Below are 23,838 nucleotides of genomic sequence, written 5' to 3' on the forward strand. Positions count from 1 at the left end.
ATTCGCAGGCCTCGAGGCCGGGAACGACGGGGTGTAGCGCAGTCCGGTTAGCGCACCTGCTTTGGGAGCAGGGGGTCGTGGGTTCGAATCCCGCTACCCCGACGAAAATCGAAAAATCCTTAGCCAATCGGCTAAGGATTTTTTTTACAGACACACGGAAAGCCGCAATACATTGCAAGACTGGTTGAAAAACGACAGCAATCAAAGAAAAGTTTTCCGGCGGCACAGCCGAATTGCCCGCAAAGGGTTAATTTTTCCGGATTTTATTTTGACTTTTCGGATTTTCGGCTTATCTTTGTGCGCTCTTAAAACGATAAGGGTACTTGTTCGGGGTGTAGCGCAGTCCGGTTAGCGCGCCAGCTTCGGGAGTTGGAGGTCGCTGGTTCGAATCCAGTCTCCCCGACAAAAGAAAAACCTTTGCTCAGGCAAAGGTTTTTTGTTTTTATACATAGCCGAGCCTGTATATACCGGCAATCTCACGAACATTTACACACGGCAAACGGATTTTTTCCGTATATTTGGACAATGACCCGCAAACCGACACTCATACTCCGCTTCTACCGCTCGACGATGTTCTTCTTCTGCGCGGCGGTGAGCATAGCGTTGGCATGGGTCGCCAAGCGACACGGGGCACAGATCGTTCCGGCGCTGCTGCTGGGAAAAATCCTGATCTATCCGCTTTACCTCTATGTGTGGATCGTGCCGCGCTATTCGAACGAATTCCATTACTACCTCAACCTGGGCATCCGCCGCCGTATCCTGTTGGGCGTAAGCTGTGCGGTGGATTTCCTGCTGTGTTACCTGTTGTTGAAATGTTCCGTCGCCCTGCTGTATGCCGCCCACTGAAAAACATATCCTCGAAATCGACTCCGTAGAGTTGGCATTCGGCGAACGGAAGATTCTTTCGGGAGTTTACCTGCTCGTCGAAACAGGCGGCGTGACGGCTGTGCTCGGGCGCAACGGATGCGGAAAAAGCTGCCTGATGAAGATTCTTTCGGGGGCACTGAAAGCGGGATTTTGCTCGATGCGCATCGACGGAAAATGGCACAGGCGGTTTACCGAAAAGGAGGTTCGCTACCTTCCGCAACATCCGTTCATTCCCGGATGGCTGCGGCTGGAACGCGTGCTCGGCGATTTCGGACTGCAAAGGGAAGAACTGGAACGGTGGTTTCCGGAGTTTATTCCCCTGCGCGGAACCCGCATCAGGGAGTTATCGGGCGGGGAACAGCGGATTCTGGAATGTTTCATCATCCTGCGCAGCCCGGCCCGGTTCGTCCTGCTCGACGAGCCGTTCTCGCAGATTGCACCCCTGCACGTTGCAACGCTCCAAACACTCATTCGGCAGGAAAAGGCGACGAAAGGGATTTTGCTCACCGACCACATGTACCGCCACGTAACCGGGATTGCCGACCGGATGTACGTGATGGCCGACGGGCAGGCCTATCCGTGCGAAAACGACGAAGACCTGATACGCCGGGGCTACCTGAACCACCTCTGAGCGGTCAGAGCCGGTGGTAATGGCAGTAGAGCAATTCGCCGTCGTCGCCGCGCAGGTGCATGCCGCCGCCCTGGCAGTAGCGGAACATGCCGCAATCGGCGCATTCACCCTTGCGGGCCCATTCTCGGTCGCGGAAGGGTTCGAAACGATGCTGCCACACGTCCCAGAATTTATCCCGGTAGATATTGCCCTGGTGGTAGTTGGCACGGATCGAGGTACAGCCCGAAATGGCTCCGTCGACGCGGATCGAGGCCACCGAGACGCCTGCGGCGCATTGGTAGAACTGGTCGCGGACCTCGGCCTCATAACCGCCCAGGAAACCCTCGCAGGCATAGCTGGCGTCGATGAGGCCCTCCTGACGGGTTCGGCGGATAAACTCCAGCAGTTCCCGGAACTGGGCGTCGGTCATTCGCAGCGAAAGATCGTTCCGGGCCCGCCCCATCGGGAAGATCGAGAAAAGCCGCCAGTGGCGCACTCCCTCCGAAATAAGCATATCACGGAAAGCCTCCAGTTGCGGGATCATCGCCCCGGTCACACAGGTCACCACGTCGCAGGAGAGCGACGGTTCGCGGACGACGAGCCGCACGGCATCCAGCGCCCGGTCGTAACTGCGGGGATTGCAGCGGATGTAGTTATGTTCGCGTTCGAAACCGTCGAGGCTTACCGATACGGATTTCAGGCCTGCATCCAGCAGACGCCCGAACCGCTCCGGGGTCAGGGCCAGGCCGTTGGTCACCATGCCCCAAGGATAGCCGCGGCGCGTGACCTCGGCGCCGGCCTCTTCGAGGTCCCCGCGAACCAGCACTTCGCCGCCCGAGAAGATAATCAGCACATCGGCGGGATCGACGTGAGGCGTAACCTCCTCGTCGAGCACCTTCAGGAAGTCGGCCAGCGGCATGTCCGCAACGCCGGGGTCCACGCGGCAGTCGCTGCCGCAATGGCGGCACGAAAGGTTGCAGCGCAGCGTACACTCCCAAAAGAGCGTATCGAGACGGTGCTCACGCACCTTCGAAGCATAAAGATCGGAAAAAATATTGAGGGCAAGTCGCTTGCGAAGCCCCAGCCGGCGGGACGGCATGACTTATTTCTTGCCGGAGGAAGGGTCCTCTTCCCGGGGACGTTCGGCCACGGGAGGCAACGTATCGGGGCGCTCCAGGCGTTTGAGCCGTTCCACCCGGGCGCTGTCCTGCCTGGGCGCAGGCACACCATACATCACAACCACACGGCGGGGAAAATCGGAGGTCCCCTTCACAGCCGTCGTGTCGGCGTCCTTGGGTTGGCGGGTCTCCTCTTTAGGGGCGTTTTTCACCGATGTACAGGCCGTAGAGAATCCCAAAAGGGCTGCCAGTGCAAGTTTGATTTTCCTGTTCATATACGCGATGCGGTTTTACATTCGCCAGGCAAGACGGCGCCGAATCGATCCGACGATGCCGGAACGCAGCCTGCCCGAGCCGAAGTTTATCTCCGGCAAATATAAGAATTTTCCGTTAAAGACAAAAAAACATGCCAAAAAGTTTTGAAAGCCAGTGATTTTTACTTTACTTTGCCGAACACATTAACACTTTAATTCTCTATTTTTATGACAGGTAAGGTAAAATGGTTCGATGGCAAGAAAGGCTACGGATTCATTACAGCGGAGAACGGAAAAGAGATTTTCGTACACTTCTCGGGCATCGCTAAGGACGGTTTCAAGTCACTCAACGAAGGTCAGGCAGTCGAGTTCGAAGTTGGCACCGGAGCCAAAGGCGAGCAGGCTATTAACGTAAATGTAGTTGAGTAAATACGCAAACTATATTACAGAGATCAAAAAGGAGGCTACCTCGACGAGGAGGCCTCCTTTTTTCTTGCCCGTTTGAAAAATAAATCGTACTTTTGGGCGTCCGAAACCGAAAAAAAGGTTCTCAAAACATAAAAATTCAAATCATGAAAGAAGCAATCGCAATTCTGACCGGCGGCGGACCGGCCCCCGGCATGAATACAGTAGTGGGCAGCGTCGCCAAAACGTTCCTGCGCCAGGGCTATCGCGTCATCGGCCTTCACGAAGGCTACACGGGCCTGTTCAACCCCTCGCCCCGCACCGTAGACATCGACTACCCGATGGCCGACGGCATCTTCAACCAGGGCGGTTCGTTCCTGCAGATGAGCCGTTTCAAACCCAAGGATACGGATTTCGAAAACAACTTCAACCTCAAGTTCTTCACCGACAACAACGTGAAACTGCTCGTTACCGTCGGCGGCGACGACACGGCTTCGACCGCGAACCGCATCGCCAAGTTCCTGGAGGCCAAACAATACCCCATCGCCAACATCCACGTTCCGAAGACCATCGACAACGACCTGCCGCTTCCGAAGGGCGCGCCGACGTTCGGTTACGAATCGGCCAAGGACAAGGGCGCCGTTATCGCCCGCGCGGTCTACGTCGACGCACGCACGAGCGGCAACTGGTTCGTGCTGGCTGCCATGGGCCGCTCGGCAGGCCACCTGGCATTCGGCATCGGCGAGGCATGCCACTACCCGATGATCGTCATTCCGGAGATGTTCGACAAGACGGAGATCACCGTCGAGAAGATCGTCAACCTCGTGATTTCGTCGATCATCAAGCGTAAGATCATGGGCATGGACTACGGCGCCGCCGTCATTTCCGAAGGCGTGTTCCACGCACTGTCGGACGAGGAGATCCGCAAGAGCGGCATCCACTTCACCTACGACGACCACGGGCATCCCGAGTTGGGCAAGGTGTCGAAGGCGCACATCTTCAACGAGATGATCGAGATGAAGCTCAAGGAACTGGGCCTCAAGGTCAAGAGCCGTCCGGTGGAACTGGGCTACGAGATTCGCTGCCAGACCCCGATCGCCTACGACCTCACCTACTGCTCGGAGCTGGGTATCGGCGTCCACAAGCTCTTCGCCGAAGGCAAAACGGGCTGCATGGTTTACGTGGATTCGGAGGGCAACGTGTCGCCGCTCTACCTCAAGGACCTGCAGGACCCCACGACGGGCAAGATTCCGCCCCGTCTGGTGGACATCAAGTCGGACAAGTTCACCTCGGTGGTGGAGACGATTCTCAACGCCATCACCCCGGCCGACTACGAAGCGGCAAAGGCATACGTGCCCAATCCCGAGGAGTATGACTTCCACAAGATCCTGAACTGGAAATAATCCGTCAATGATCCGATAAAATTCCCGGAAGGCTTGCTGCTTCCCGGGAATTTTTCTATATTTATAAATCACTCAAGCATCTGAACCCATCATGAAGCAAACCCAGGAACCCGTGTTCGAGCCGATGCCCGAAACACCCCGGGAGCCGGAGTCCCCGGCCCCCGAATCCAACGCCGCCGACCGGCAGGCGGCAGAACTCTCCGAAGCCCGAAAAAACATGACCGCCGGCCTGCTGTGGTGCGGAGGCGGCCTTGCCGTGAGCTTCCTCACCTATTTCCTCGCCTCACAGGGCGGAGGGCGTTATTTCATCGCCACGGGCGCCATCATCTGGGGTTTCATCCAGGCCTGCCGGGGACTTTTCACGTGGTTGAAGATCAAATACCGGAACGGAGAATACACCGCATTTTGGCGCATGCTGGGGGCCGCTGTCTGTACGGTCGTAGCGCTGGGATGGCTGTATACCTTCTCGACGCGTTTGACGGGCGGCGAAGAGGTTGCCTATCTGGATACCGAGCAGACATACGTCTGTGTAGACGCCGGCATACGTTATACGGTTCCGGCAGGCTATACCCCGATCGAAAAAACGGTGAACCCCGAAACCCCGACCTCCTACGCAAGCTACCGAATGAGCACATGGAACGATGAAATCGGATTCATGATCGAAGGGGTTCCCGGCTTCATTCCTGCCGAAATCACCTCTATCGCCGACATCCGGGACTACTGCGCAAAACGGGATTCGGCCTATTACGACAAGGAGATCATCGCACCGACACGGCTTATCACCGTCGGCGGACGCGAAATGCTTTGCAGCGAAGGGCGCAGCGAGGAATATCCGGCCCAAATCTATACGGCTTACGATTTGATGAACGGACGAACGCTTATCAGCGTCCTGTTCTTCTACGACGAATCGGCATACGGCAAAACCGCGACCCGCCTACGGATCGAGAAACTGCTCGGAAGACTCGATTTGTTCGAAGTACAACAACCGCAAACGGCAGCGGCTGCCGAATAACACGAAAGACGGGCTTCGGCCCGTCTTTTTTTCAGAACAGCGTCGGAGCGGGAACAGGCAGGCAGGGAGCCTCCGGACGGAGGTTGACAACCTCCAGGCCACGGCGCAAGGCACGGCGAACGGTGTAGTGCGTACCGCCGGACGAGCCGTTGTACCAGGCTACAAGCACCCGGGCATTGTCGGTGAGGTAATTGTTACGGACGGCATAGCAGCCCCGGTGGTAAACCGGGGAGAGCACCACGGTTTCGGCCGCAGCGGCCAGCACGCTCCGGAAACGTTCGCGGTCGGCCGGGGAGAAGCGGTTTTCCTGCCCGTGGAAAGGAACTGCGGCGACGAGCCGCACACCGTCGCGCTGACGACCGAGTTCCAGCACGGCTTCGGCGGCTGCGAGGTCGAAACCCACGGCCATACCACTCAGGAAAGTGCGGAATCCCCGGTCGTACAACGCCTCCAACATCCGCCGCAGGGCATCGGAAGCCTCGCCGCAATAGGTGCGGTGGCCGGTGAAGGCGACGGATATGCGGGGATCGGCAATCATACGTTCAAAGGTAAGGCTTTGGCCCGGACTTTGCAAGTTCAAATGCTGAATTTAAACTTTCAGCAACTATGAAAAACACAGGAATTGCCATCGTATCGCTCGTGGGCGGCATGATCATCGGTTCGGCCCTCACAATGCTTTTCACGCCCCAGTCGGGCCCTGAACTGCGCCAGAAAATCAAAGACTCGATCGACGACGAGATCGACAAGGTGAAAGGCAAACTCAGCCGGGTGGAGGAGCAGATCGAGGAAGCCCGCTGCAAATGCGACGAGAAATGACCCGCACTACACAGTGTAACGATGGAGAATAAACCTTCCGGCGGCCGTTTTGTGACCGCACTGCTGTTCTTCGTAACGACTGCGGCCATAGCCATCCTGCTGCTGCTCACGGCACTGGTCATCTGGCTTTCGGCCGTAACAGGCTCGTTCATCGCCTCGGCGCTGATCGTAGGCGGTTTTTTCGCCGTCCTCGCAATCGTCATATACCTGTCGGCGATACGCGATGCCGTGGAACAAATCCGCCGGCAGGCCGAAACGGTTTACGAGGTGGCACGTGCAGCACAAACAGGTTACGAATGGGTCGCCGGAAAGGTTTCTCTCTTTCTAAAGCTCCGCGAGGAGTTACAGAAAAAATGAAAAATGCCGATGCAAGAAAATGCACCGGCATTTTTCAGGCCTTCCGCGAAGGGTTGCGCCGCCATCTCCGCACGGGCCTTCGCAGAACGGGCCTCTCGAACTTGCACCGAACCGCGTTTCCGATTTCAGCGGTTCGTGTTTCGGCCTAACGTAATCCGGCCCGGACGAAAAATACAAACGTATTCCCGTTCGGGCCGGACATGTCAGGGCAAAAAAGCCCTGTAAAATCGAAAACTACTTAAAGTAGCGTTTGTAGAGCCCTTCGAAGCCCTTGCCGTGGCGAGCTTCGTCCTTGGCCATCTCGTGTACGGTATCGTGCACGGCGTCGAGGTTCTCCTCCTTGGCCATACGGGCCAGGCGCATTTTGTCCTCGCAGGCGCCGCACTCGGCGTTCATACGCTTTTCGAGGTTGGTTTTGGTGTCCCAAACCACCTCGCCGATCAGCTCGGCGAACTTCGAGGCGTGCTCGGCCTCTTCCCACGCGTAACGCTTGTAGGCCTCGGCGATCTCGGGATACCCCTCGCGGTCGGCCTGACGGCTCATCGCCAGATACATGCCCACCTCGGTGCATTCGCCCATGAAATGATTCTGGAGACCTTCCCAGAGTTCTTTGCTGGCGCCCTTGCCGTCGCCGATCTTGTGTACCGTTACGAAATCCAGGTCGCCCTCGGCCTCAATGAGTTCTACGAACTTCTCTTTGCCGACTTTGCACATCGGGCACTGATCGGGAGCCTCGGGACCTTCGTGAATGTAACCGCATACGGTACAACGCCATTTCTTTGCCATAATCTTTCAAATGTTTAGTGTGTGATGTATTCTGTTTGTAGTGCAAAGATAGCAATTCAGGACGAAGCCCGTATAGATTTCCGATTGTCTTTTCTGATGGCCCGATAAGAAACGCTTATATCCCGGTGCAGAACCGGACAGGGAGCGTATAAACCGCCCGCCGCCCCTAAAGCCCGTCTCCCAGACGGGTCAGGCGTGGCGGTCGATCACCTCCTCGATGTAGGATACATCGGTCGAATCCTTCACCAGCACGCGTTTGTCGCGGTCCAGCAGGTACATCGCCGGAATAGCCCCCAGGTCGTAGAGGCTCTTTTCGCGCATGACACATCCCTTGTCATAGGCATTGATCCACGACGCCGGGATATGGTCGCGGTAGTCGCGCCACTCCCGGAGGTCCTCGTCGGGATAGAGCGCCAGCACCTTGAGCTGTCCCCGTTCGATCATCATCGAAAGCATCGGCGACGAAGTGATGGCTTCGCGGATTTCGCGGCACATCGGGCAGCCGGGATTATTGATGAACAGCAATACATATTCGGCTTTCACGCCGTAAAGCGTCCCCGAAGCCCCCGAAGCGAGCGTATAGCGGAAATCGTTGGCGGGCTGCCCGAGACGGTTCTGCATGGCCATGTTCAGGTCGTACTGCGGGGCAATGCGCTCGTATTCATCGTAAAAAGGGCTGGCAAGCTGCGCCCGAAGCACGGGGATGTAGAATTCGTCGTTGCGCAGCGGCGAGTTGGGGTCGTGCAGCACCTGATCGGCAAGCATCGCGAAATAGTCGAGCATCTGCTTCGACGACGAGGCCCGGTGCATCAGCGAATCCATCGGAGCCGAATCAGCCGGCCGGTCGGAAATCAACGCGATATAGCGGGCGTAGGCTTCGACCATCTGCACGGTGTCGGCAAGGGAGACGAAAAGCGTATCGGCGAAATCGAAGCGGTCCCAGTAGTGCCAGCGGAGGTAGTCGCGCTGCTCTTCCGGGGAGAGGCCCGAGGGGGCGATGGCCGGAAGGAAGACCCGCGGGCGGGACGCGGTGGTCTCGGTCTGCTGCGGGGAGGCGTTCCGGCGGCGGCCGCACGAGGCGACACACAGGGCCGCCAGCAGGAGGATCAGGATGCGTTGCATAAGTATCGTATTTAGGCGCAGAAACACTCCGCGTCGGGAAAAGCCGACTGTGGTCTTCGCCATTCTTTCTTTGGCAAATATAGTTTTTTTCCGGCAAGAATCAAGTGTCTCGACCCCCGAAATAAAGGTTCAAACCCGATTTGCACGGTAGTTGTAACATCCCAAAGCGTCAAAAAACCAAATTAATTCATTATGGATGTAAAGAAAACTACCACAAGTACCGGGTTCAAATTGAGTGTCATGACACTCGCAATTATGAACGTGACTGCCGTAGTGAGTTTGCGCGGACTGCCTGCGGAGGCGGTATACGGACTTTCGTCGGCATTCTATTACCTGTTTGCAGCCATCGTGTTCCTCATCCCGACGGCCATGGTCGCCGCCGAGCTGGCAGCAATGTTCTCCGACAAACAGGGCGGCGTTTTCCGCTGGGTGGGCGAAGCCTACGGCGCACGCACGGGATTCCTCGCAATCTGGCTGCAATGGATCGAGTCGACGATCTGGTATCCGACGGTGCTGACCTTCGGAGCCGTGTCGATCGCATTCATCGGCATGAACGATACGCACGACGCAGCGCTGGCCTCGAACAAGGTCTTCACGCTCTGCATGGTGCTGGCCATCTACTGGATCGCCACGTTCATCGCACTGAAAGGACTGGGATGGGTCGGAAAGATCAGTAAATGGGGCGGTATGATCGGTACGATCATTCCCGCGGGCCTGCTGATCATCCTCGGCATCATCTACATTTCGACCGGCGGGCACAACCATATGGATATGTCGCAGGGCTTTTTCCCCGACCTGTCCAAATTCGACAACCTCGTACTGGCCAGCAGTATCTTCCTCTTCTATGCGGGCATGGAGATGATGGGTATACACGTCATGGACGTGAAAAACCCATCGCGAAACTACCCAAAGGCCATCATCATCGGTTCGCTCGTAACGGTCTGCATCTTCGTGCTGGGTACGTTCTCGCTGGGATTCATCATTCCCGCCAAGGACATCAGCCTCACGCAGTCGCTGCTCGTGGGCTTCGACAACTACTTCCACTACCTCCACATTTCGTGGGCCGGACCGATCATCGCCATCGCCCTGATGTTCGGCGTGCTGGCAGGCGTGCTCACCTGGGTGGCAGGTCCCTCGAAGGGTATCTTTGCTGTGGGTAAGGCCGGTTACCTGCCCCCGTTCTTCCAGAAAACCAACAAAAACGGCGTGCAGAAAAACATCCTGCTGATCCAAGGCTGTGTCGTAACGCTGCTGGCACTGCTGTTCGTCGTGATGCCTTCGGTACAGTCGTTCTACCAGATTCTCTCGCAGTTGACCGTACTGCTGTACCTGATCATGTACATGCTGATGTTCTCAGCAGCCATCGTGCTGCGCTACAAGATGAAGGGCACGGCACGTCCGTTCCGCCTGGGCAAAGGCAACGGCCTGATGTGGTTCCTCGGATGCCTCGGCTTCTGCGGCGCATTGCTGGCCTTCATCCTGAGCTTCGTGCCGCCCAGCCAGATCGCAACGGGCAGCAACACCGTCTGGTTCTCGGTACTGATCATCGGCTGCGTGGTAGTCGTAGGCGCCCCGTTCGTCATCTACGCGATGCGCAAGCCGTCGTGGAAAGACCCCCAGGCGGCCGCCGACTTCGCCCCCTTCCATTGGGAAACGCAGGCCAAGGTCGCAGCTCCCGCAGCGGCAACAACCGCTCCGACGCAGAACCCGTCTTCAGCCAATAACAACCAATCAACGAAATAAGTAAATCATGATCCAGAAAATCGACAAACAAGCGGTTCAGGAGGCCATCCAGATGGCTTACGACCGCTGCAAAAGCGAAACCGGCGGCAAAAACGCCGACTATATACCCTACCTGGCCAACGTACCGTCGAACCTCTTCGGCGTCGCAGCCTGCCTGCCCGACGGCGACGTAGTAGCCGTAGGCGACGTGGACTACAAATTCGGTATCGAATCGGTATCGAAGGTCCCCACGGCAATCCTCGCCATGAACCAGTACAGCGGACAGGAGATTCTCGACAAGATCGGCGCCGACGCCACGGGACTCCCCTTCAACTCGATCATGGCCATCCTGCTGGAAAATGACCATCCCTCGACGCCGCTCGTAAACGCCGGAGCCATTTCGGCCTGCTCGATGGTCAAGCCCGTGGGCGACAGCGACGGCAAATGGAAATCCATCATTTCGTTCATCGCCGACCTGGCGGGTTCGGACGTGGAGGTGATCGACGAACTCTACAAATCGGAGACGGCTACCAATTTCAACAACAAGTCGATCGCGTGGCTGCTGAAGAACTACAACCGCATCTACGACGATCCCGACATGGCGCTGGACATCTACACGCGCCAATGCTCGATCGGCATTACGGCCAAGCAGTTGGCCACGATGGCCGCGACGATCGCCAACAGCGGCGTGAATCCGGTGACGAAAAAGTCTGTATTCAAACCGGAACTCACGCCCAAAATCGCTTCGATGATGGCGACCGTGGGATTCTACGAGCACACGGGCGACTGGCTCTTTACGACGGGACTGCCCGCCAAAACGGGTGTCGGCGGCGGTATCATGGGCGTCGTGCCGGGCGTGATGGGCGTTGCGGCGTTCGCTCCCCCGCTGGATGGAGCCGGGAACTCGGTAAAAGCCCAGAAAGCGCTGGCCTACATCGCCGGACACCTCAACCTCAACATCTTCGGCACGACGCGCTGCGTGATGGCCGGGAAAGAGGCCGTGAAGGCATAAGAATCCGCGGGACAACCCGCAAACGAAAAGGGACGCATTCCATCGCGGAATGCGTCCCTTTTTTTCGGGTCCGTGCAAGCGTCAGAAACGATACCGGGCTCCGACCAGCAGACAACCCGACGTACCGATACCGGCTTCGGCATAAGCCGCGATGCGGCCTCCGACCTCGACGCCGACGGGAGACACCTGGAAGGCGAAGAGCGTCGATTTTTCGCTCTGGCCGTCAACCTTGGCTTTGGAGAACGCAGCGCCTGCACCGAGCCGCGAATAGAAGGAGACGACTTTCAGATTCAGCCAGTTCCACTTCACGTTGGGCAGCAGCGACCAGTAACGGTTCTTGATCTCCGAACCGACACGTTTGACCTCCTGCGTGTTCGAGGAATAGACAACCTGCGCTCCGAGGCGCAGGCTGCCGATCAGGCGGAAACTGTACCCCACCGTAACGGCGCCCCATCCTTTGAGGTCGGTATCCGAGCCCGAGAAAACCCCGGTCAGGATGTTGCTGTACGAATCGATCCAGTCGGTGACGGGAGCGACACCGTAGGAGACGGAAACCTCGCTGCGGCGCGATCCCTGGGCAAGAGCGGGCACAGCCATCAGTACGACGACTGCAACCATCAGCATTTTTCGGATCATAATTTTCTGTTTTTGGTTTTACAACGACGAATATAACAAAAATCACGCAATGAAACCAATCCGGTCAACCGACAGTAACGCACAGGCGGCAAAAAGGGGAAAGTTCATCACGAACCCTCCCCTCTTCAAACGGGCCGGAACCCGGCTCAATTCTCCTGCTCGACGGCCTTGAACAGCGCGACATCCTCCGTCGTGGAGTTCATCACGTAGGTATAGGCCTCCGAAATCTTGCTTTCGGCGAGTTTGCAGAAAATACGTGCCGAAGCGGCATAATCCTCCACCTCGCAGGCCTGGCGGGCCAGCAGATAGGTGATGATGATATGACCGGCGGTCTCGACCAGACGGCGGGCATGGAAATCCTTGAATCCGCAGACCTCCTTGTCCCCGGCCTCGACGCGGGCCTGCATCTCCGAGAACTTCACGGTCAGCTCCTTGAGCTTCGTGACCACGGGACACATCGCCTCGGTGTAGCTCTCGGCGGCGTAACGCTCGATCTGCTCCAGGAACGTGCCTTTCGTCACGGCGTTGATGGCCGCTACGACCTGCAACTGCGAGGTCCCCTCGTAGATATTCATGATGCGCGCATCGCGGTAGAGGCGCTCGCAGGGATAATCCTTCATGAAGCCCGAACCGCCGTGAATCTGGATCGCATCGTAAGCCAGTTGGTTGGCGTACTCCGACGAGAACAGTTTCACAAGCGGGGTGAAACCGTCGGCAAGGCGGTTGTAGAACTTCATCTCCTGGCGCTCCTCCGATTCGAGCGAACGCTCCTGTGCGATGTGGCCGTACTGCTTGTAGACCTCGACGAAGCGGGCGGTTTCGTACAACAGCGCACGCACGCCCTGTACTTTGGCCTTCATGTTCGAAAGCATCTCCGAAACGGCAGCGAACTGGATAATGGGTTTGCCGAACTGGGCGCGCTCGTGGGCGTATTTCAACGCTTCGCGGTAAGCGGCCTCGCACGTGCCGACCGACTGCGCGCCGATACCCAGGCGGGCGGCGTTCATCAGCGACATCACATACTTGATAAGACCCATCTTCCGGTCGCCGACCAACTGCGCCGGGGCGTTCGTGAAGACCAGTTCGCACGTCGGCGATCCCTTGATGCCGAGTTTATTCTCGATACGGCGCACCTTCACGCCGCCGTCACGCTTGTCATAGACCAGCATCGAAAGGCCGCGGGCGTCGGTCGTACCCTCTTCGGTACGCGCCAGCACGAGCGAAACCTCGCCGTCGCCGTTGGTGATGAAACGCTTCACGCCGTTCAGCAGCCACGTCTGCTTCTCCTCCGACCAGGTAGCCTTCAGCATCACGGCGCCGAGGTCCGAACCGGCATCCGGCTCCGTAAGGTCCATGGCGCAGGTAGCACCGGCCGAAACCCACGGCAGGTATTTCTGCTTGATCTCCTCCGAGGCGAATTCGTTGAGCGTCTCGGCACAGTCCTGCAAGCCCCAGATGTTCTCGAAGCTGGCATCGGCGCGGGCCACCATCTCGTTGGCCATCACGAAGCAGATGAGCGGAAAGTTCAGGCCGTCGTATTTACGCGGAAGCGTCATGCCGCTCAGGCCCGCATCGACGACCGCCTTCATGTTCACCACCGTACCCGAAGCATACTCCACATGGTCGTTGACCACACGCGGGCCTTCGTGGTCCACGCCCTCGGCGTTGGGTGCGATCACCTCGCCGCAGACCTCACCGGCGATCTCCAGCACGCGGCGGTAGTTGTCCATCGCATCGTCGAAATCCTGCGGTGCGTAGTCGTAGAGGTCCTTCTCCGCGAAACCGCGCTCTTTCAGCTCCACGATCTTGCGCATCAACGGATGCTGGAGGTGGAACTGCAAATCCTTGTTATCTGAAAAGAAATTAGCCATTACTTCGAGTTTTGTTTGTAGTACTTAATCATCTTGGGGATAATCTCATTGACATCGCCCGTGATGGCGTAGTCGGCGATCTTGTTGATCGGGGCTTCGGGGTCGTTGTTGATCGAAATGACCATTGACGACTGGTCCATGCCGGCCGTGTGCTGGATCTGCCCCGAGATGCCGCAGGCGATGTACAGTTTCGGACGTACCGTGACACCCGTCTGGCCTACCTGGCGGGCATGCTCCGTAAAGCCTGCGTCGACAGCGGCACGGCTGGCGCCCACTTCGCCGCCCAGGACATCGGCCAACTCGTGCACGAGTTTGAAGTTCTCCTTCGAACCCATGCCGTAACCGCCGGCGACGATGATGCCTGCACCCTTGATGTCGATCTTGCGCTCTTCGATCTGGCGCTCGATGATCTTCACGGCGAGGTCCGTATCTTTGACGAATTTCTTCCAGTCGATCGCCTTCACCTCACCCGCGCCGGGTTTGGCTGCATACTCCTTGCGCATCACACCCTCGCGGACGGTAGCCATCTGCGGACGGTGGTCGGGATTGACGATCGTAGCGATGATGTTGCCGCCGAAAGCGGGACGAATCTGGTAGAGGAGATTCTTATACTCCTGGCCCGTCTTGGCATCCTTATGGTCGCCGATTTCGAGCTGCGTACAGTCGGCCGTAAGGCCGCTGTGCAGCGCCGACGATACGCGCGGAGCGAAGTCGCGGCCCACGGGCGTAGCGCCGAACAAGGCGATCTGGGGTTTCTCCTGCTCGATCAGCCCGCACAGAACAGCCGTATGGGGCAGAGTGCGGAACGGGGCGAAGAGTTCGTCATCGGCCGTCCAGACGGTGTCGGCCCCGTATTTGGCCAACTCCTTTTCGATGCCTGCGAGGTTGTGGCCCAGCACGACGGCGTCGAGTTTAACCCCGAGCGTCGTGGCCAGTTCGCGGCCTTTGGTAAGCAGTTCGAGACTCACGTCGGCGACCTTGCCGCCCTCCATCTCGATATATACGAATATATTGTTCATCTCAAAAAAACGCATTAACCGAGCGTATGGCTCGCGATGAGTTCAACCATAAGGGAATTGATGTCGTTGTCGGCAGCGGTGAGTTTCTTGGCCTCCTTCGCTGCAAAAACCACGTTCTCGATCTTTTTGACCTTCGTGGGCGAGCCCGTAAGGCCGAGCTGCGACGGATCGGGATCGACATCGGCGGCAGCCCACTCCACGATGCGGAGGTACTCCTTCGCGGCGGCGCGCTGTGCGGCGGGCGATTCGGGCGCTGCGGCGATCTCCGAGCCGGCGAGAGCTCCCTTGTACTTCATCACGCGGCGGGCGTTGCGCGGGCGGCACTCGGCAGCCGAGGCATTGACCGTAACGACCGAAGGAATCGGGCATTCGACAACCTCCGTACCATGCTCCAGGCGGCGCTTGATAACCAGCGCACCCTCCTTGACTTCGAGAATCTCCTCGGCATAGGTCACCTGCGGAAGACCGAGTTTCTCGGCAACCTGCGGACCTACCTGCGCCGTGTCGCCGTCGATGGCCTGGCGGCCTGCGAAGATCACGTCGGGAGCGATTTTCTTCATCGCACACGAAAGGGCGTAAGAGGTAGCCAGCGTATCCGAACCGGCAAATTCACGGCCCGAGAGCAGGTAACCGCCGTCGGCGCCGCGGAACATCGCGTCGCGGATAACGTCGGCGGCACGCTGCGGACCCATCGTGAGGATATGGACCGTGGAACCTTCGACGCGGTCCTTCAACTGCAGGGCAGCTTCCAGCGCATTGAGGTCCTCGGGATTGAAGATGGCCGGAAGCGCGGCGCGGTTGACCGTCCCTTCGGGCGTCATCGCGTCCTTGCCCACGTTGCGGGTATCGGGAACCTGCTTGGCCAAGACAACAATTTTAAGTGGTTTTTTCATATAAGTTAAATGTTACAATTAAGTTTTCTGTTACATTTCCGCCATACGGCACGATCGCGGCATTCGGCCGCGGCTGGAATTTCGGTTGGAATACGGACGGGGATAACGCAAAAACGCATCCCGAACCACTCCTTTCAGGTCGGGATGCGATGCTAGCGAACGATGGTCTCGCCGCGGTCGGGGCCTACGGAAATAATCTTTACAGGTACACCCGTCTGCCGCTCGATAAACTCCACATAGCGTTTAAACGCCTCGGGGAACTCTTCGTAACGGGTGAATTGACGCAGGTCGCATTTCCAACCTTCGAACTCGGTGTAGACCGGTTTCAAGTCGTCGGTGATCTCGTAGGGGAACTCCGAAGTGCTGCGACCGCCGATCTCGTAGGCCGTAGCCACCTTGATCGTATCGAAATCGTTCATCACGTCGGACTTCATCATGATCAGCTGCGTCACGCCGTTGATCATGATCGAATATTTCAGGGCTACCATGTCCAGCCATCCGCAGCGGCGCTTGCGCCCCGTGACGGCTCCGAACTCATGGCCGATGCTGCACAGCCTGTCGCCCGTTTCGTCGAACAGCTCCGTGGGGAACGGTCCGCTGCCCACGCGCGTGCAATAAGCCTTGAAGATGCCGAAGACCTCGCCGATACGGTTGGGGGCGATGCCCAGTCCGGTGCAGACGCCCGCGCAGACGGTATTCGAAGAGGTGACGAACGGATAGGAACCGAAATCCACGTCCAAAAGCGTACCCTGGGCGCCTTCGGCCAGGATCGACTTGTTCTGCGAGAGGCAGTCGTTGACGAAATATTCGCTGTCGATGATGTGGAAACGGCGGAGGTATTTCACGGCCTCGAACCACTGTTTTTCCAGTTCGGTGATGTCGTATCGGTAGTCGAGGCTTTTGAGAATCTTCTCGTGACGCGCCTTGGCGGCAGCATAGATGCTCTCGAAGTCGGCGCTCAGCAGGTCGCCGACGCGCATGCCGTTGCGGCTTACCTTATCGGTATAGGTGGGGCCGATGCCCTTGCCCGTCGTACCGATCTTGGCGCTGCCCTTCGCAGCCTCGTACGCAGCATCGAGAATGCGGTGCGTAGGCAGAATCAGGTGGGCTTTTTTCGAAATGCAGAGTTGCTTGGTGAGGTCATGACCGCTGGCGGCCAGCGCTTCGGCTTCCTCGCGGAAGAGGATTGCGTCGATCACCACGCCGTTGCCGATGATGTTGGTCTTGCCGCCCTGGAAAATGCCCGAAGGGATCGAGCGGAGCACGTATTTCTCGCCGTTGAATTCCAAGGTGTGACCGGCATTGGGACCGCCCTGAAAACGGGCTACCACCTCATAGCGGGGCGTCAGCACGTCCACAACCTTCCCTTTGCCCTCGTCACCCCATTGCAGGCCGAGGATAACGTCAACTTTTTTCATTGTATCCGGTTCTGTTTTATGTTTGCAAAAGACATTTTTTGCATTCAAAGGTACGAATTATTATCCGAAACGCCCAAAGCCCCGCACAGACTTTTCAACAAATTATAAAGAAAAACGGTTTGAAAAGGAAAGCGTTTTGTCGAAAAAGGGGAAATAATGCGAACCGGGACCGGGGAAACGGAAGGCCGGTCCACCATGCCGGGGCCGATCTCAGTCCCGGACGATTTCGGTCCGCCCGTCGAACGAGACGCCCTGTGCGGCGAGGCAGCGGACAGTCGCCAGGTCGGGATTGCTCCGCACATCGGCACGCAACGCCGAGGCGCAGGCCGTCAGGTCGAGCGTCCCCGCGAGGGCATTGTCCGAACAGTCGAGCGACGCCAGCGAAGCGTTCGACTGCAAATCGAGGCGCGGCAGGCGGTTGCCGCGGCAATTCAGGTCCGTAAGGCCGCGCAAGCCGTTCACGTCGAGCGACACGAGGTCGTTGTCCGAACAGTCGAGCCGTTCGAGGCGCGTCATCGTCACATCCAACTGCGAGAGCGTATTGCCCCGGCAATCGAGCCGCTCGAGGCGCGTGAACTCCTTCAGGTCGGAAAGCGACGCAATGCCCCGCTCCGAACAGTCCATGCGCAGGACGCGCTGCGCCTCGTAGCGCGAAATGCGTCCGTCGCCGTCAACATCGAACGCTCCGAGGCAGTAAGTCTCGAAGGCCTTGTCGTAGAATGTCAGGTAGATGTATTTGTTCTTCTCGTCGCGCTCGTCTTCGGCAAGGCCGCAGGCCGTGCCGAGCAGAACAAGCAGGGCGGGAAGGGCGCGAATCATAGGCTGTGTCAGATATTCACGTCGTCGTCGGAATTATCCGCCCCGTCCGAATTGTCGTCGTCGCTCTGGATGTCGTCGGCGCCCTTGATTTCGTCGTCGTAATAGTCCTTCTCGTCGTCTTCGTGCGAATTGTCGTCGACCTTTACATCGACCTTTACCATATACGCTATTTCATCCGTATCATAGGGTACGGCATAGAAAAAATCACCGTTGGGCTTGTCGACACGAATCATCGCATCGGTGAATCCCAGCGGATATTTTGCCTTGACAGCCTCCTGCAACTCGGGGCTGAGGTTATGAAAACTGGTAGCGATATGCTTCTTCACGATATTCTGTTTAGTCATGTTAGTGTCTCGAAATTTTTTGCAATTATAAGCAAAATTTGAATATCGCACCCCATCTGCAATTATTTTTTGCATTTTTTTTGAATTTACGCCAAATTAACTCCTTCTTAAAGACAAAATATGTAACTTTACCCACGTTATTATTCATAATATGGTACGCGAACGGATCGAAGAGCTGCGCCGCCAGCTCGAACTGCATAACTTCAAATATTACGTCGAAAACGCCCCCGAGATTTCGGATTTCGAGTTCGACGCCATGATGCGCCAACTTCAGGACCTGGAGCGCGCGCATCCCGAGTATGCCGACCCCAACTCGCCTTCGGTGCGGGTGGGAAGCGACCTTACGGCTGAATTCCAGACAGTTAAGCACCGTTATGCGATGCTGTCGCTGGGCAACACCTACTCGCTCGACGAACTGCACGAGTTCATCAGCCGCATCGAACGGGAAGCCGGACCGACGGACTACGTCTGCGAACTGAAATTCGACGGCACGGCCATCTCGCTCACCTACGAACACGGACGGCTTCTGCGCGCCGTAACGCGCGGCGACGGCGTCGAGGGCGACGACGTGACGGCCAACGTCCGCACGGTGCGTTCGGTCCCCCTGCGCCTGCGCGGGGAGGACTGGCCCGATTATTTCGAAATCCGGGGCGAAATACTGATGCCCTACGCCTCGTTCGACAGGCTCAACGCCGAGCGCGAGGCCAACGGCGAGCAGCTCTTCGCCAATCCCCGCAACGCCGCCGCCGGAACGCTCAAGCAGCAGTCGTCGGCCGTCGTGGCCAAGCGCGGACTGGATTGCACGCTCTATCAACTGGCTGGCGACGAACTGCCGTTCACGAGCCATTGGGAGAGCCTCCAGAAGGCCCGCGAATGGGGCTTCAAGGTCTCGGATGCGGCGCGTATCTGCCACAACGCCGACCAGATCGACGCCTATATCAACCACTGGGACGAGGCGCGGCGCAAACTGCCCTTCCCCACGGACGGCGTAGTCATCAAGGTCAACGATTTCGCCGTGCGCCGTCAGTTGGGCTTTACAGCCAAAGCCCCCAAGTGGGCCGTAGCCTATAAATTCAAAGCCGAACAGGCCTCGACGCGTCTCGACAGCGTGTCGTTCCAGGTAGGCCGCACGGGAGCCATTACGCCCGTGGCCAACCTCGAACCGGTATTGCTGGCCGGAACCACCGTGCGGCGCGCGACGCTGCACAACGCCGAGCAAATGGCCCTCCTGGACATCCGCCCGGGCGATACGGTTTACGTCGAGAAGGGCGGCGAGATCATCCCGAAAATCATCGGCGTGGACTTCTCGCAGCGACCCGCCGACAGCCGGCCGTTCGAATACATCACCGTATGTCCCGAGTGCGGAACGCCGCTGGTGCGCTACGAGGGGGAAGCCAAGCACTACTGCCCCAACCAAAGCGGATGCCGCCCCCAGATTATCGGACGCATCATCCACTTCATCCGCCGCAAGGCCCTCGACATCGACGGCCTGGGCGAAGAGACCGTCGAACTGCTCTACGAGAATGGCCTCGTGCGCGACGTGGCAGACCTCTACGACCTGCGCGCCGAACAACTGGCCCCCCTGCCCCGGCTGGGCGAGAAGTCGGCCGACAACATCATCCGGTCGATCGAACAATCGAAGCAGGTTCCCTTCCAGCGCGTACTGTTCGGACTGGGCATCCGCTTCGTGGGCGAGACCACGGCCAAGTACCTCGCCGAGCATTTCCGATCGCTGGACGCCGTGATGAAGGCTACGCGCGAAGAGTTGGTCGAGGCCGACGAGGTGGGCGGACGAATCGCCGACGCGATCATCGAGTACTTCGCCGAGGAGGCGAACCTGCGGATTATCCGCCGCCTGCGCGAAGCCGGGCTGCAATTCGAAGCCGAAGCGCGCGAACTGGCGTCGGAAGCGCTGGCGGGAAAGAGTTTCGTGGTTTCGGGCAAGTTCACGCGGAGCCGCGACGAAATGAAGGAGCTGATCGAACTGCACGGAGGCAAGAACCTCGCGGCGGTGTCGGGCAGCGTAGACTACATCGTGGCGGGCGACAACATGGGCCCGGCAAAACTCAAGAAGGCCGAGAAACTGGGCGTAAAGATCATTTCGGAAGAGGAATTCATCCGGATGGTCGAAGGCGACGGTCCGGCCGGGGAGGCTCCGCAGCAGGGAGAACTTTTTTGAATGAAGAATTAAGAATTAAAAATTACAAGTATTTATGCTCCAATCCAAACTCGCAGGCGTAGGCGCCGCAATGATCACCCCCTTTACCGCAGACGGCCGTGTGGACTACAAAGCGCTGGCCCGCATGATCGACTACGTGATCGAAGGCGGCGTGGATTATATCGTCGCACTCGGCACTACGGCCGAAACCCCTACCCTCTATATGCCCGAACGCGCCGTGATCGCCATGTTCATCACCAACCAGATCGCCGGGCGCGTCCCGCTGGTAATGGGCTGCGGAGGTAACTCCACGTCGGAGGTGCTCGACCAGCTGCGCGAATTCGACCTGCGCGGCGCCGACGCCATCCTGAGCGTTACGCCCTATTACAACAAACCTTCGCAGGAGGGCCTTTACCAGCATTTCCGCACCGTCTCGGCCCACTCGCCCCTGCCGGTGATCCTCTACAACATCCCGGGCCGCTCGGGCGTCAACATGACGGCCGAAACCACGCTCCGGTGCGCCACCGATTTCAAGAACGTCATCGGCATCAAGGAGGCATCGGGCGACATCTGCCAGATGCAGCGCATCCTGGACAACCGTCCCGAGGGATTCCTCGTGCTGTCGGGCGACGACGGCATGACGCTCGAACTGATGCGCCGCGGCGGTGACGGCGTGATTTCCGTGGCGGCGAACGCCTTCCCGCAGCGGTTCATGGAGTGCGTAAACCTCGCCAAGGCGGGCAATTTCGAAGCAGCGGAAAAAATCTACGCCACACTCGACGAAGCCGTACACGCGCTCTTCGAGGAGGGCAACCCCGTGGGGGTGAAATGCGCCCTCTCGGTGATGAAACGCATCGGCGACACGATGCGCCTCCCGCTGGTCGCCGGATCGGAAAAGCTACGCGAAAAGTTCAAAGGACTGATCGCCAAATACGATTTGCGCTAAATTTGCGTTCGTACCAGAAACGACCGATATGAAACGATTGCTGCTTCTTATGCTGCTGGTTCCGGCACTGGCCGCCGCCAAGGTTCCCGACGAAGAGATGATCCTCGACCGGACGATGAACGCGGAATCGCCCTTCTATTACCCCGGGCTGATGATGCGTTACAACGCCGGCGACGCGACGCTGACCGACGAGGATTACCACTACCTCTACTACGGTTACGCCTACCGGGACGACTACAAGCCGCTGGCCCTGAACCCCGATCTGGACAAACTGCTGATGATGGCCTCAGGCATTAACCCCGACAAACCCGACGCCGCCACGCTGGAAACGATGATTTCGGTGGGGACCGACGCCCTGAAGCACGATCCGTTCAGCCCTAAAATCCTCAACCTGATGTCGTTCGCCTACGGAGCGCTGGGCGACAAGGAGCAGGAAAAAGCCTACTCGGACCGCATGAACGGCGTGATCCGCGCGATCCTCGCCACGGGCGACGGGTTGACGCAGAAGAGCCCGCGCCACGTGCTGATGTTCGACCACGCGCTCGATGTGCTGGCCGCCGAGGGATTCTCCTTCGGTAAAGCCCGCATCATCAGCCGCACGGTGGAATTCGTGCCGCTGACCGTCCCCTATGTGGTCGACGGCAAGAAAATCAAAGGCTATTATTTCGATTTCGGACGCGTTTACCGGAACAAGCCCGAAGGTTACACCTACCAGCGCGACCGCACCTGGCAGTTCAACAACCTCAAACCCCGCACGTATAAATGATGAAACCGCTCCGGCATACGCTCGGCCTGCTCCTGCTGCTGACACTCGCGGCCTGCGAAAAGGACCGCGAATACCGAATACAGATTTCGCCGGAAGAGATTCTCCTGGCGTGCGACGCCTCGGCCGAGGCCGTATTCACTGTTTCGGCCGATGCGGCGTGGACGCTGTCGTACACCGGAGAGGGATTCTCGGTCACGCCGGACAACGGCGCCCGCGGGGAGACGAAAGTGACGGTCAGAACGACCGAAGCCAATCCCGCCAACCAGCGCCGCAGGCTGGGCACAATCACGGTGCACTTCTCGGCCGACAAGGGCGACTACCCGGTCGGGGTCTTCCAGAAACCGGCCGTGGCGGCCCAGACCGTCCTGCTCTACATGCCCGGACGGAGTTTGATCAGCTATTACGAAAACAACATCGAGGGCGTCCGCGAGGCCGTCACCAACCAGGTTCCGGGCGACGGACGCATACTGGTCTGCTACCAGCCCGAAAAGCATTCGTCGGCGGTCCTGCAGGAGATTTATTACAATGCCGTGACCAACCGATGTGAAACGTCGGCGCTGAAAACCTACGACAGTTTCAACGCCGGGTCGGCAGTCCATGTGCAGCAGTTGTTTGCCGATGCGGCGGAACTGGCCCCGGCACAGAACTACGGACTGATCATCGGCTGCCACGGCAAAGCGTGGGTTCCGGCCAGCAGCGGCACGATTCCCTACTCAATGCGGCAGTCGCCGCCGAACGATGTCTGGACCCCGGTTCCGGGCGCCAAGCAGACACGTTCGTTCGGCGATTCGGGCTACGAACTCAACATCACGGAACTGGCTGCGGCGCTCGAATCGCTCGCCCACCGCTTCGACTACCTGATCTTCGACGACTGTTTTATGGCCAATATCGAGACGCTCTACGACCTGCGTTCGGTCGTCGGGTACATCGTGGCATCGCCCTGCGAGGTCATGGGCGACGGGTTCCCCTATACCCGGATCGTCCCCCGCCTGTTCGAGACAAGTGCGGTTTCGGAGCGGCTCGCAAAAGCCTGCTGGGAGTTCTGGAACCTCTACCAAAACGACTATCAGAATACGAAATGGAAAGAGCAGTCGGGTTGCATATCCTTGGCCGTGATGTCGGAACTGGATGCCCTGGCCGAGGTGATGCAGCGCATCAACGAAAAGGAGAAGCAGGCGTTCGACATCAACGAACTTCAGTATTACAAGGGCGGCAGCACCCCGCTTTTCTACGACCTGGGGCACTATGTCGCCCTGAGCCACAAAAACGAGCCGGCGCTTATCGACGAATTCACAGCACGACTCGACCGTGCATTTCCGGCGGAAAGCCGCCTGCACACAGCGCGGTTCTATTCGGCTTACGGACAGGGCAACCACACCGTCCATCACTATTCGGGCGTCTCCGTGAGTGAACCCTCGACCACATTCGCCGTAGAAAACCGGCAGACCGCCTGGTATCGGGATACGCATTAGCGTGCCGGAAGA

Annotated in this window: 25 protein-coding genes and 2 tRNA genes; 15 read left to right on the plus strand and 12 right to left on the minus strand. The window is 58.3% G+C overall.

The annotated features are described in order from the left end of the window. Positions 1-27: 27 nt before the first annotated feature. The 4 genes from KG007_RS07805 (at position 28) to KG007_RS07820 (ending at position 1,498) form a co-directional block, all read left to right on the plus strand. Positions 28-102, plus strand: a tRNA-Pro gene (locus KG007_RS07805). A gap of 226 nt (positions 103-328) precedes the next feature. Beyond that, positions 329-403 (plus strand) — tRNA-Pro (locus KG007_RS07810). A 122-nt stretch (positions 404-525) separates the two neighbouring features. Then, positions 526-846 carry a hypothetical protein gene (locus KG007_RS07815; protein WP_213348007.1) on the plus strand — a complete coding sequence of 107 codons (321 nt, stop codon included), beginning with the start codon at positions 526-528 and terminating at the stop codon, positions 844-846. After that, positions 833-1,498 (plus strand): ATP-binding cassette domain-containing protein, encoded by a 666-nt coding sequence (locus KG007_RS07820; protein WP_195460777.1) that lies wholly within the window; start codon positions 833-835, stop codon positions 1,496-1,498. Before KG007_RS07815 ends, KG007_RS07820 begins: the two co-directional genes overlap by 14 nt. A gap of 4 nt (positions 1,499-1,502) precedes the next feature. Here the strand turns inward: KG007_RS07820 and KG007_RS07825 are convergent, their stop codons facing one another. Next, complete coding sequence (locus KG007_RS07825) at positions 1,503-2,576, minus strand: TIGR04133 family radical SAM/SPASM protein (RefSeq protein WP_213348009.1); 1,074 nt, start codon at positions 2,574-2,576, stop codon at positions 1,503-1,505. A 3-nt stretch (positions 2,577-2,579) separates the two neighbouring features. Continuing rightward, the gene (locus KG007_RS07830) at positions 2,580-2,870 is read right to left on the minus strand and encodes a hypothetical protein (RefSeq protein ID WP_213348011.1); all 291 of its coding nucleotides are present in this window, start codon (positions 2,868-2,870) and stop codon (positions 2,580-2,582) included. A 207-nt stretch (positions 2,871-3,077) separates the two neighbouring features. On the opposite strand from KG007_RS07830, the gene KG007_RS07835 reads away from it, so the two are divergent. From KG007_RS07835 to KG007_RS07845, 3 genes are all read left to right on the plus strand, one after another. Continuing rightward, positions 3,078-3,278, plus strand: a complete 201-nt coding sequence (locus tag KG007_RS07835; RefSeq protein WP_195460783.1) for a cold-shock protein — start codon at positions 3,078-3,080, stop codon at positions 3,276-3,278. Between the two features lie 143 nt (positions 3,279-3,421). After that, the gene (locus tag KG007_RS07840; RefSeq protein WP_195460784.1) at positions 3,422-4,657 is read left to right on the plus strand and encodes a 6-phosphofructokinase; all 1,236 of its coding nucleotides are present in this window, start codon (positions 3,422-3,424) and stop codon (positions 4,655-4,657) included. Positions 4,658-4,748: 91 nt separating this feature from the next. After that, positions 4,749-5,669: a hypothetical protein gene (locus KG007_RS07845; RefSeq protein WP_213348013.1), complete on the plus strand. Its 921-nt coding sequence runs from the start codon at positions 4,749-4,751 to the stop codon at positions 5,667-5,669. 31 nt (positions 5,670-5,700) lie between these two features. Here KG007_RS07845 and KG007_RS07850 read toward each other — a convergent pair whose 3' ends face one another. Next, a complete protein-coding gene (locus KG007_RS07850; protein WP_213348015.1) occupies positions 5,701-6,207 on the minus strand; it encodes an SLOG family protein in 507 nt (168 codons plus the stop codon). Between the two features lie 68 nt (positions 6,208-6,275). Here KG007_RS07850 and KG007_RS07855 point away from each other — a divergent pair, with 68 nt between their 5' ends. Together KG007_RS07855 and KG007_RS07860 are read left to right on the plus strand one after the other, a co-directional pair. Continuing rightward, positions 6,276-6,485: a YtxH domain-containing protein gene (locus tag KG007_RS07855; protein ID WP_195460787.1), complete on the plus strand. Its 210-nt coding sequence runs from the start codon at positions 6,276-6,278 to the stop codon at positions 6,483-6,485. A 21-nt stretch (positions 6,486-6,506) separates the two neighbouring features. Further along, positions 6,507-6,842 (plus strand): hypothetical protein, encoded by a 336-nt coding sequence (locus tag KG007_RS07860; RefSeq protein WP_195460788.1) that lies wholly within the window; start codon positions 6,507-6,509, stop codon positions 6,840-6,842. A gap of 234 nt (positions 6,843-7,076) precedes the next feature. Here the strand turns inward: KG007_RS07860 and KG007_RS07865 are convergent, their stop codons facing one another. Both KG007_RS07865 and KG007_RS07870 read right to left on the minus strand, forming a co-directional pair. Next, positions 7,077-7,628, minus strand: coding sequence for an NADH peroxidase (locus tag KG007_RS07865; RefSeq protein WP_195460789.1), 552 nt, complete (start codon positions 7,626-7,628; stop codon positions 7,077-7,079). A gap of 189 nt (positions 7,629-7,817) precedes the next feature. Beyond that, the gene (locus tag KG007_RS07870; RefSeq protein WP_195460790.1) at positions 7,818-8,750 is read right to left on the minus strand and encodes a DUF5106 domain-containing protein; all 933 of its coding nucleotides are present in this window, start codon (positions 8,748-8,750) and stop codon (positions 7,818-7,820) included. Positions 8,751-8,942: 192 nt separating this feature from the next. Between KG007_RS07870 and gadC the strand changes: the two genes are divergently transcribed. Next, the gene (gadC, locus tag KG007_RS07875; RefSeq protein WP_353885380.1) at positions 8,943-10,493 is read left to right on the plus strand and encodes a putative glutamine/gamma-aminobutyrate antiporter GadC; all 1,551 of its coding nucleotides are present in this window, start codon (positions 8,943-8,945) and stop codon (positions 10,491-10,493) included. A 7-nt stretch (positions 10,494-10,500) separates the two neighbouring features. Then, positions 10,501-11,484 carry a glutaminase A gene (gene glsA, locus KG007_RS07880; protein WP_195460792.1) on the plus strand — a complete coding sequence of 328 codons (984 nt, stop codon included), beginning with the start codon at positions 10,501-10,503 and terminating at the stop codon, positions 11,482-11,484. A gap of 81 nt (positions 11,485-11,565) precedes the next feature. Here glsA and KG007_RS07885 read toward each other — a convergent pair whose 3' ends face one another. The 7 genes from KG007_RS07885 to KG007_RS07915 all read right to left on the minus strand — a co-directional run bounded on the left by KG007_RS07885 (position 11,566) and on the right by KG007_RS07915 (position 18,484). Next, positions 11,566-12,120, minus strand: coding sequence for an outer membrane beta-barrel protein (locus tag KG007_RS07885; RefSeq protein ID WP_195460793.1), 555 nt, complete (start codon positions 12,118-12,120; stop codon positions 11,566-11,568). 146 nt (positions 12,121-12,266) lie between these two features. Beyond that, positions 12,267-13,991 carry an acyl-CoA dehydrogenase family protein gene (locus tag KG007_RS07890; RefSeq protein ID WP_195460794.1) on the minus strand — a complete coding sequence of 575 codons (1,725 nt, stop codon included), beginning with the start codon at positions 13,989-13,991 and terminating at the stop codon, positions 12,267-12,269. Further along, on the minus strand, positions 13,991-15,010 hold the full coding sequence (locus KG007_RS07895; RefSeq protein WP_195460795.1) for an electron transfer flavoprotein subunit alpha/FixB family protein: 1,020 nt from the start codon (positions 15,008-15,010) through the stop codon (positions 13,991-13,993). Before KG007_RS07895 ends, KG007_RS07890 begins: the two co-directional genes overlap by 1 nt. Positions 15,011-15,024: 14 nt before the next feature. After that, positions 15,025-15,903: an electron transfer flavoprotein subunit beta/FixA family protein gene (locus KG007_RS07900; RefSeq protein ID WP_195460796.1), complete on the minus strand. Its 879-nt coding sequence runs from the start codon at positions 15,901-15,903 to the stop codon at positions 15,025-15,027. 152 nt (positions 15,904-16,055) lie between these two features. Further along, positions 16,056-17,321 carry an adenylosuccinate synthase gene (locus KG007_RS07905; protein ID WP_213348016.1) on the minus strand — a complete coding sequence of 422 codons (1,266 nt, stop codon included), beginning with the start codon at positions 17,319-17,321 and terminating at the stop codon, positions 16,056-16,058. A 210-nt stretch (positions 17,322-17,531) separates the two neighbouring features. Next, a complete protein-coding gene (locus KG007_RS07910) occupies positions 17,532-18,140 on the minus strand; it encodes a leucine-rich repeat domain-containing protein (protein WP_213348018.1) in 609 nt (202 codons plus the stop codon). A gap of 8 nt (positions 18,141-18,148) precedes the next feature. After that, positions 18,149-18,484: a hypothetical protein gene (locus KG007_RS07915; RefSeq protein ID WP_195460799.1), complete on the minus strand. Its 336-nt coding sequence runs from the start codon at positions 18,482-18,484 to the stop codon at positions 18,149-18,151. Between the two features lie 151 nt (positions 18,485-18,635). On the opposite strand from KG007_RS07915, the gene ligA reads away from it, so the two are divergent. The 4 genes from ligA to KG007_RS07935 are packed head-to-tail and all read left to right on the plus strand — an operon-like array spanning position 18,636 to position 23,826. After that, complete coding sequence (gene ligA / locus KG007_RS07920) at positions 18,636-20,663, plus strand: NAD-dependent DNA ligase LigA (protein ID WP_213348020.1); 2,028 nt, start codon at positions 18,636-18,638, stop codon at positions 20,661-20,663. Between the two features lie 34 nt (positions 20,664-20,697). Next, positions 20,698-21,588 carry a 4-hydroxy-tetrahydrodipicolinate synthase gene (dapA, locus tag KG007_RS07925; RefSeq protein WP_213348022.1) on the plus strand — a complete coding sequence of 297 codons (891 nt, stop codon included), beginning with the start codon at positions 20,698-20,700 and terminating at the stop codon, positions 21,586-21,588. A 28-nt stretch (positions 21,589-21,616) separates the two neighbouring features. Further along, positions 21,617-22,354 carry a DUF4919 domain-containing protein gene (locus KG007_RS07930; RefSeq protein ID WP_213348024.1) on the plus strand — a complete coding sequence of 246 codons (738 nt, stop codon included), beginning with the start codon at positions 21,617-21,619 and terminating at the stop codon, positions 22,352-22,354. Beyond that, the gene (locus KG007_RS07935) at positions 22,351-23,826 is read left to right on the plus strand and encodes a clostripain-related cysteine peptidase (RefSeq protein ID WP_213348026.1); all 1,476 of its coding nucleotides are present in this window, start codon (positions 22,351-22,353) and stop codon (positions 23,824-23,826) included. Before KG007_RS07930 ends, KG007_RS07935 begins: the two co-directional genes overlap by 4 nt. The last annotated feature ends 12 nt before the right edge of the window (positions 23,827-23,838 follow it).

Source organism: Alistipes montrealensis (assembly GCF_018362775.1).
GTDB lineage: Bacteria > Bacteroidota > Bacteroidia > Bacteroidales > Rikenellaceae > Alistipes > Alistipes montrealensis.

Bases quoted from the DNA above. Each gene is read 5' to 3' on its own strand.
- KG007_RS07815 (WP_213348007.1), top strand. From the start codon at position 526: ATGACCCGCAAACCGACACTCATACTCCGCTTCTACCGCTCGACGATG.
- KG007_RS07820 (WP_195460777.1), top strand. From the start codon at position 833: ATGCCGCCCACTGAAAAACATATCCTCGAAATCGACTCCGTAGAGTTG.
- KG007_RS07825 (WP_213348009.1), bottom strand. From the start codon at position 2,576: ATGCCGTCCCGCCGGCTGGGGCTTCGCAAGCGACTTGCCCTCAATATT.
- KG007_RS07830 (WP_213348011.1), bottom strand. From the start codon at position 2,870: ATGAACAGGAAAATCAAACTTGCACTGGCAGCCCTTTTGGGATTCTCT.
- KG007_RS07835 (WP_195460783.1), top strand. From the start codon at position 3,078: ATGACAGGTAAGGTAAAATGGTTCGATGGCAAGAAAGGCTACGGATTC.
- KG007_RS07840 (WP_195460784.1), top strand. From the start codon at position 3,422: ATGAAAGAAGCAATCGCAATTCTGACCGGCGGCGGACCGGCCCCCGGC.
- KG007_RS07845 (WP_213348013.1), top strand. From the start codon at position 4,749: ATGAAGCAAACCCAGGAACCCGTGTTCGAGCCGATGCCCGAAACACCC.
- KG007_RS07850 (WP_213348015.1), bottom strand. From the start codon at position 6,207: ATGATTGCCGATCCCCGCATATCCGTCGCCTTCACCGGCCACCGCACC.
- KG007_RS07855 (WP_195460787.1), top strand. From the start codon at position 6,276: ATGAAAAACACAGGAATTGCCATCGTATCGCTCGTGGGCGGCATGATC.
- KG007_RS07860 (WP_195460788.1), top strand. From the start codon at position 6,507: ATGGAGAATAAACCTTCCGGCGGCCGTTTTGTGACCGCACTGCTGTTC.
- KG007_RS07865 (WP_195460789.1), bottom strand. From the start codon at position 7,628: ATGGCAAAGAAATGGCGTTGTACCGTATGCGGTTACATTCACGAAGGT.
- KG007_RS07870 (WP_195460790.1), bottom strand. From the start codon at position 8,750: ATGCAACGCATCCTGATCCTCCTGCTGGCGGCCCTGTGTGTCGCCTCG.
- gadC (WP_353885380.1), top strand. From the start codon at position 8,943: ATGGATGTAAAGAAAACTACCACAAGTACCGGGTTCAAATTGAGTGTC.
- glsA (WP_195460792.1), top strand. From the start codon at position 10,501: ATGATCCAGAAAATCGACAAACAAGCGGTTCAGGAGGCCATCCAGATG.
- KG007_RS07885 (WP_195460793.1), bottom strand. From the start codon at position 12,120: ATGATCCGAAAAATGCTGATGGTTGCAGTCGTCGTACTGATGGCTGTG.
- KG007_RS07890 (WP_195460794.1), bottom strand. From the start codon at position 13,991: ATGGCTAATTTCTTTTCAGATAACAAGGATTTGCAGTTCCACCTCCAG.
- KG007_RS07895 (WP_195460795.1), bottom strand. From the start codon at position 15,010: ATGAACAATATATTCGTATATATCGAGATGGAGGGCGGCAAGGTCGCC.
- KG007_RS07900 (WP_195460796.1), bottom strand. From the start codon at position 15,903: ATGAAAAAACCACTTAAAATTGTTGTCTTGGCCAAGCAGGTTCCCGAT.
- KG007_RS07905 (WP_213348016.1), bottom strand. From the start codon at position 17,321: ATGAAAAAAGTTGACGTTATCCTCGGCCTGCAATGGGGTGACGAGGGC.
- KG007_RS07910 (WP_213348018.1), bottom strand. From the start codon at position 18,140: ATGATTCGCGCCCTTCCCGCCCTGCTTGTTCTGCTCGGCACGGCCTGC.
- KG007_RS07915 (WP_195460799.1), bottom strand. From the start codon at position 18,484: ATGACTAAACAGAATATCGTGAAGAAGCATATCGCTACCAGTTTTCAT.
- ligA (WP_213348020.1), top strand. From the start codon at position 18,636: ATGGTACGCGAACGGATCGAAGAGCTGCGCCGCCAGCTCGAACTGCAT.
- dapA (WP_213348022.1), top strand. From the start codon at position 20,698: ATGCTCCAATCCAAACTCGCAGGCGTAGGCGCCGCAATGATCACCCCC.
- KG007_RS07930 (WP_213348024.1), top strand. From the start codon at position 21,617: ATGAAACGATTGCTGCTTCTTATGCTGCTGGTTCCGGCACTGGCCGCC.
- KG007_RS07935 (WP_213348026.1), top strand. From the start codon at position 22,351: ATGATGAAACCGCTCCGGCATACGCTCGGCCTGCTCCTGCTGCTGACA.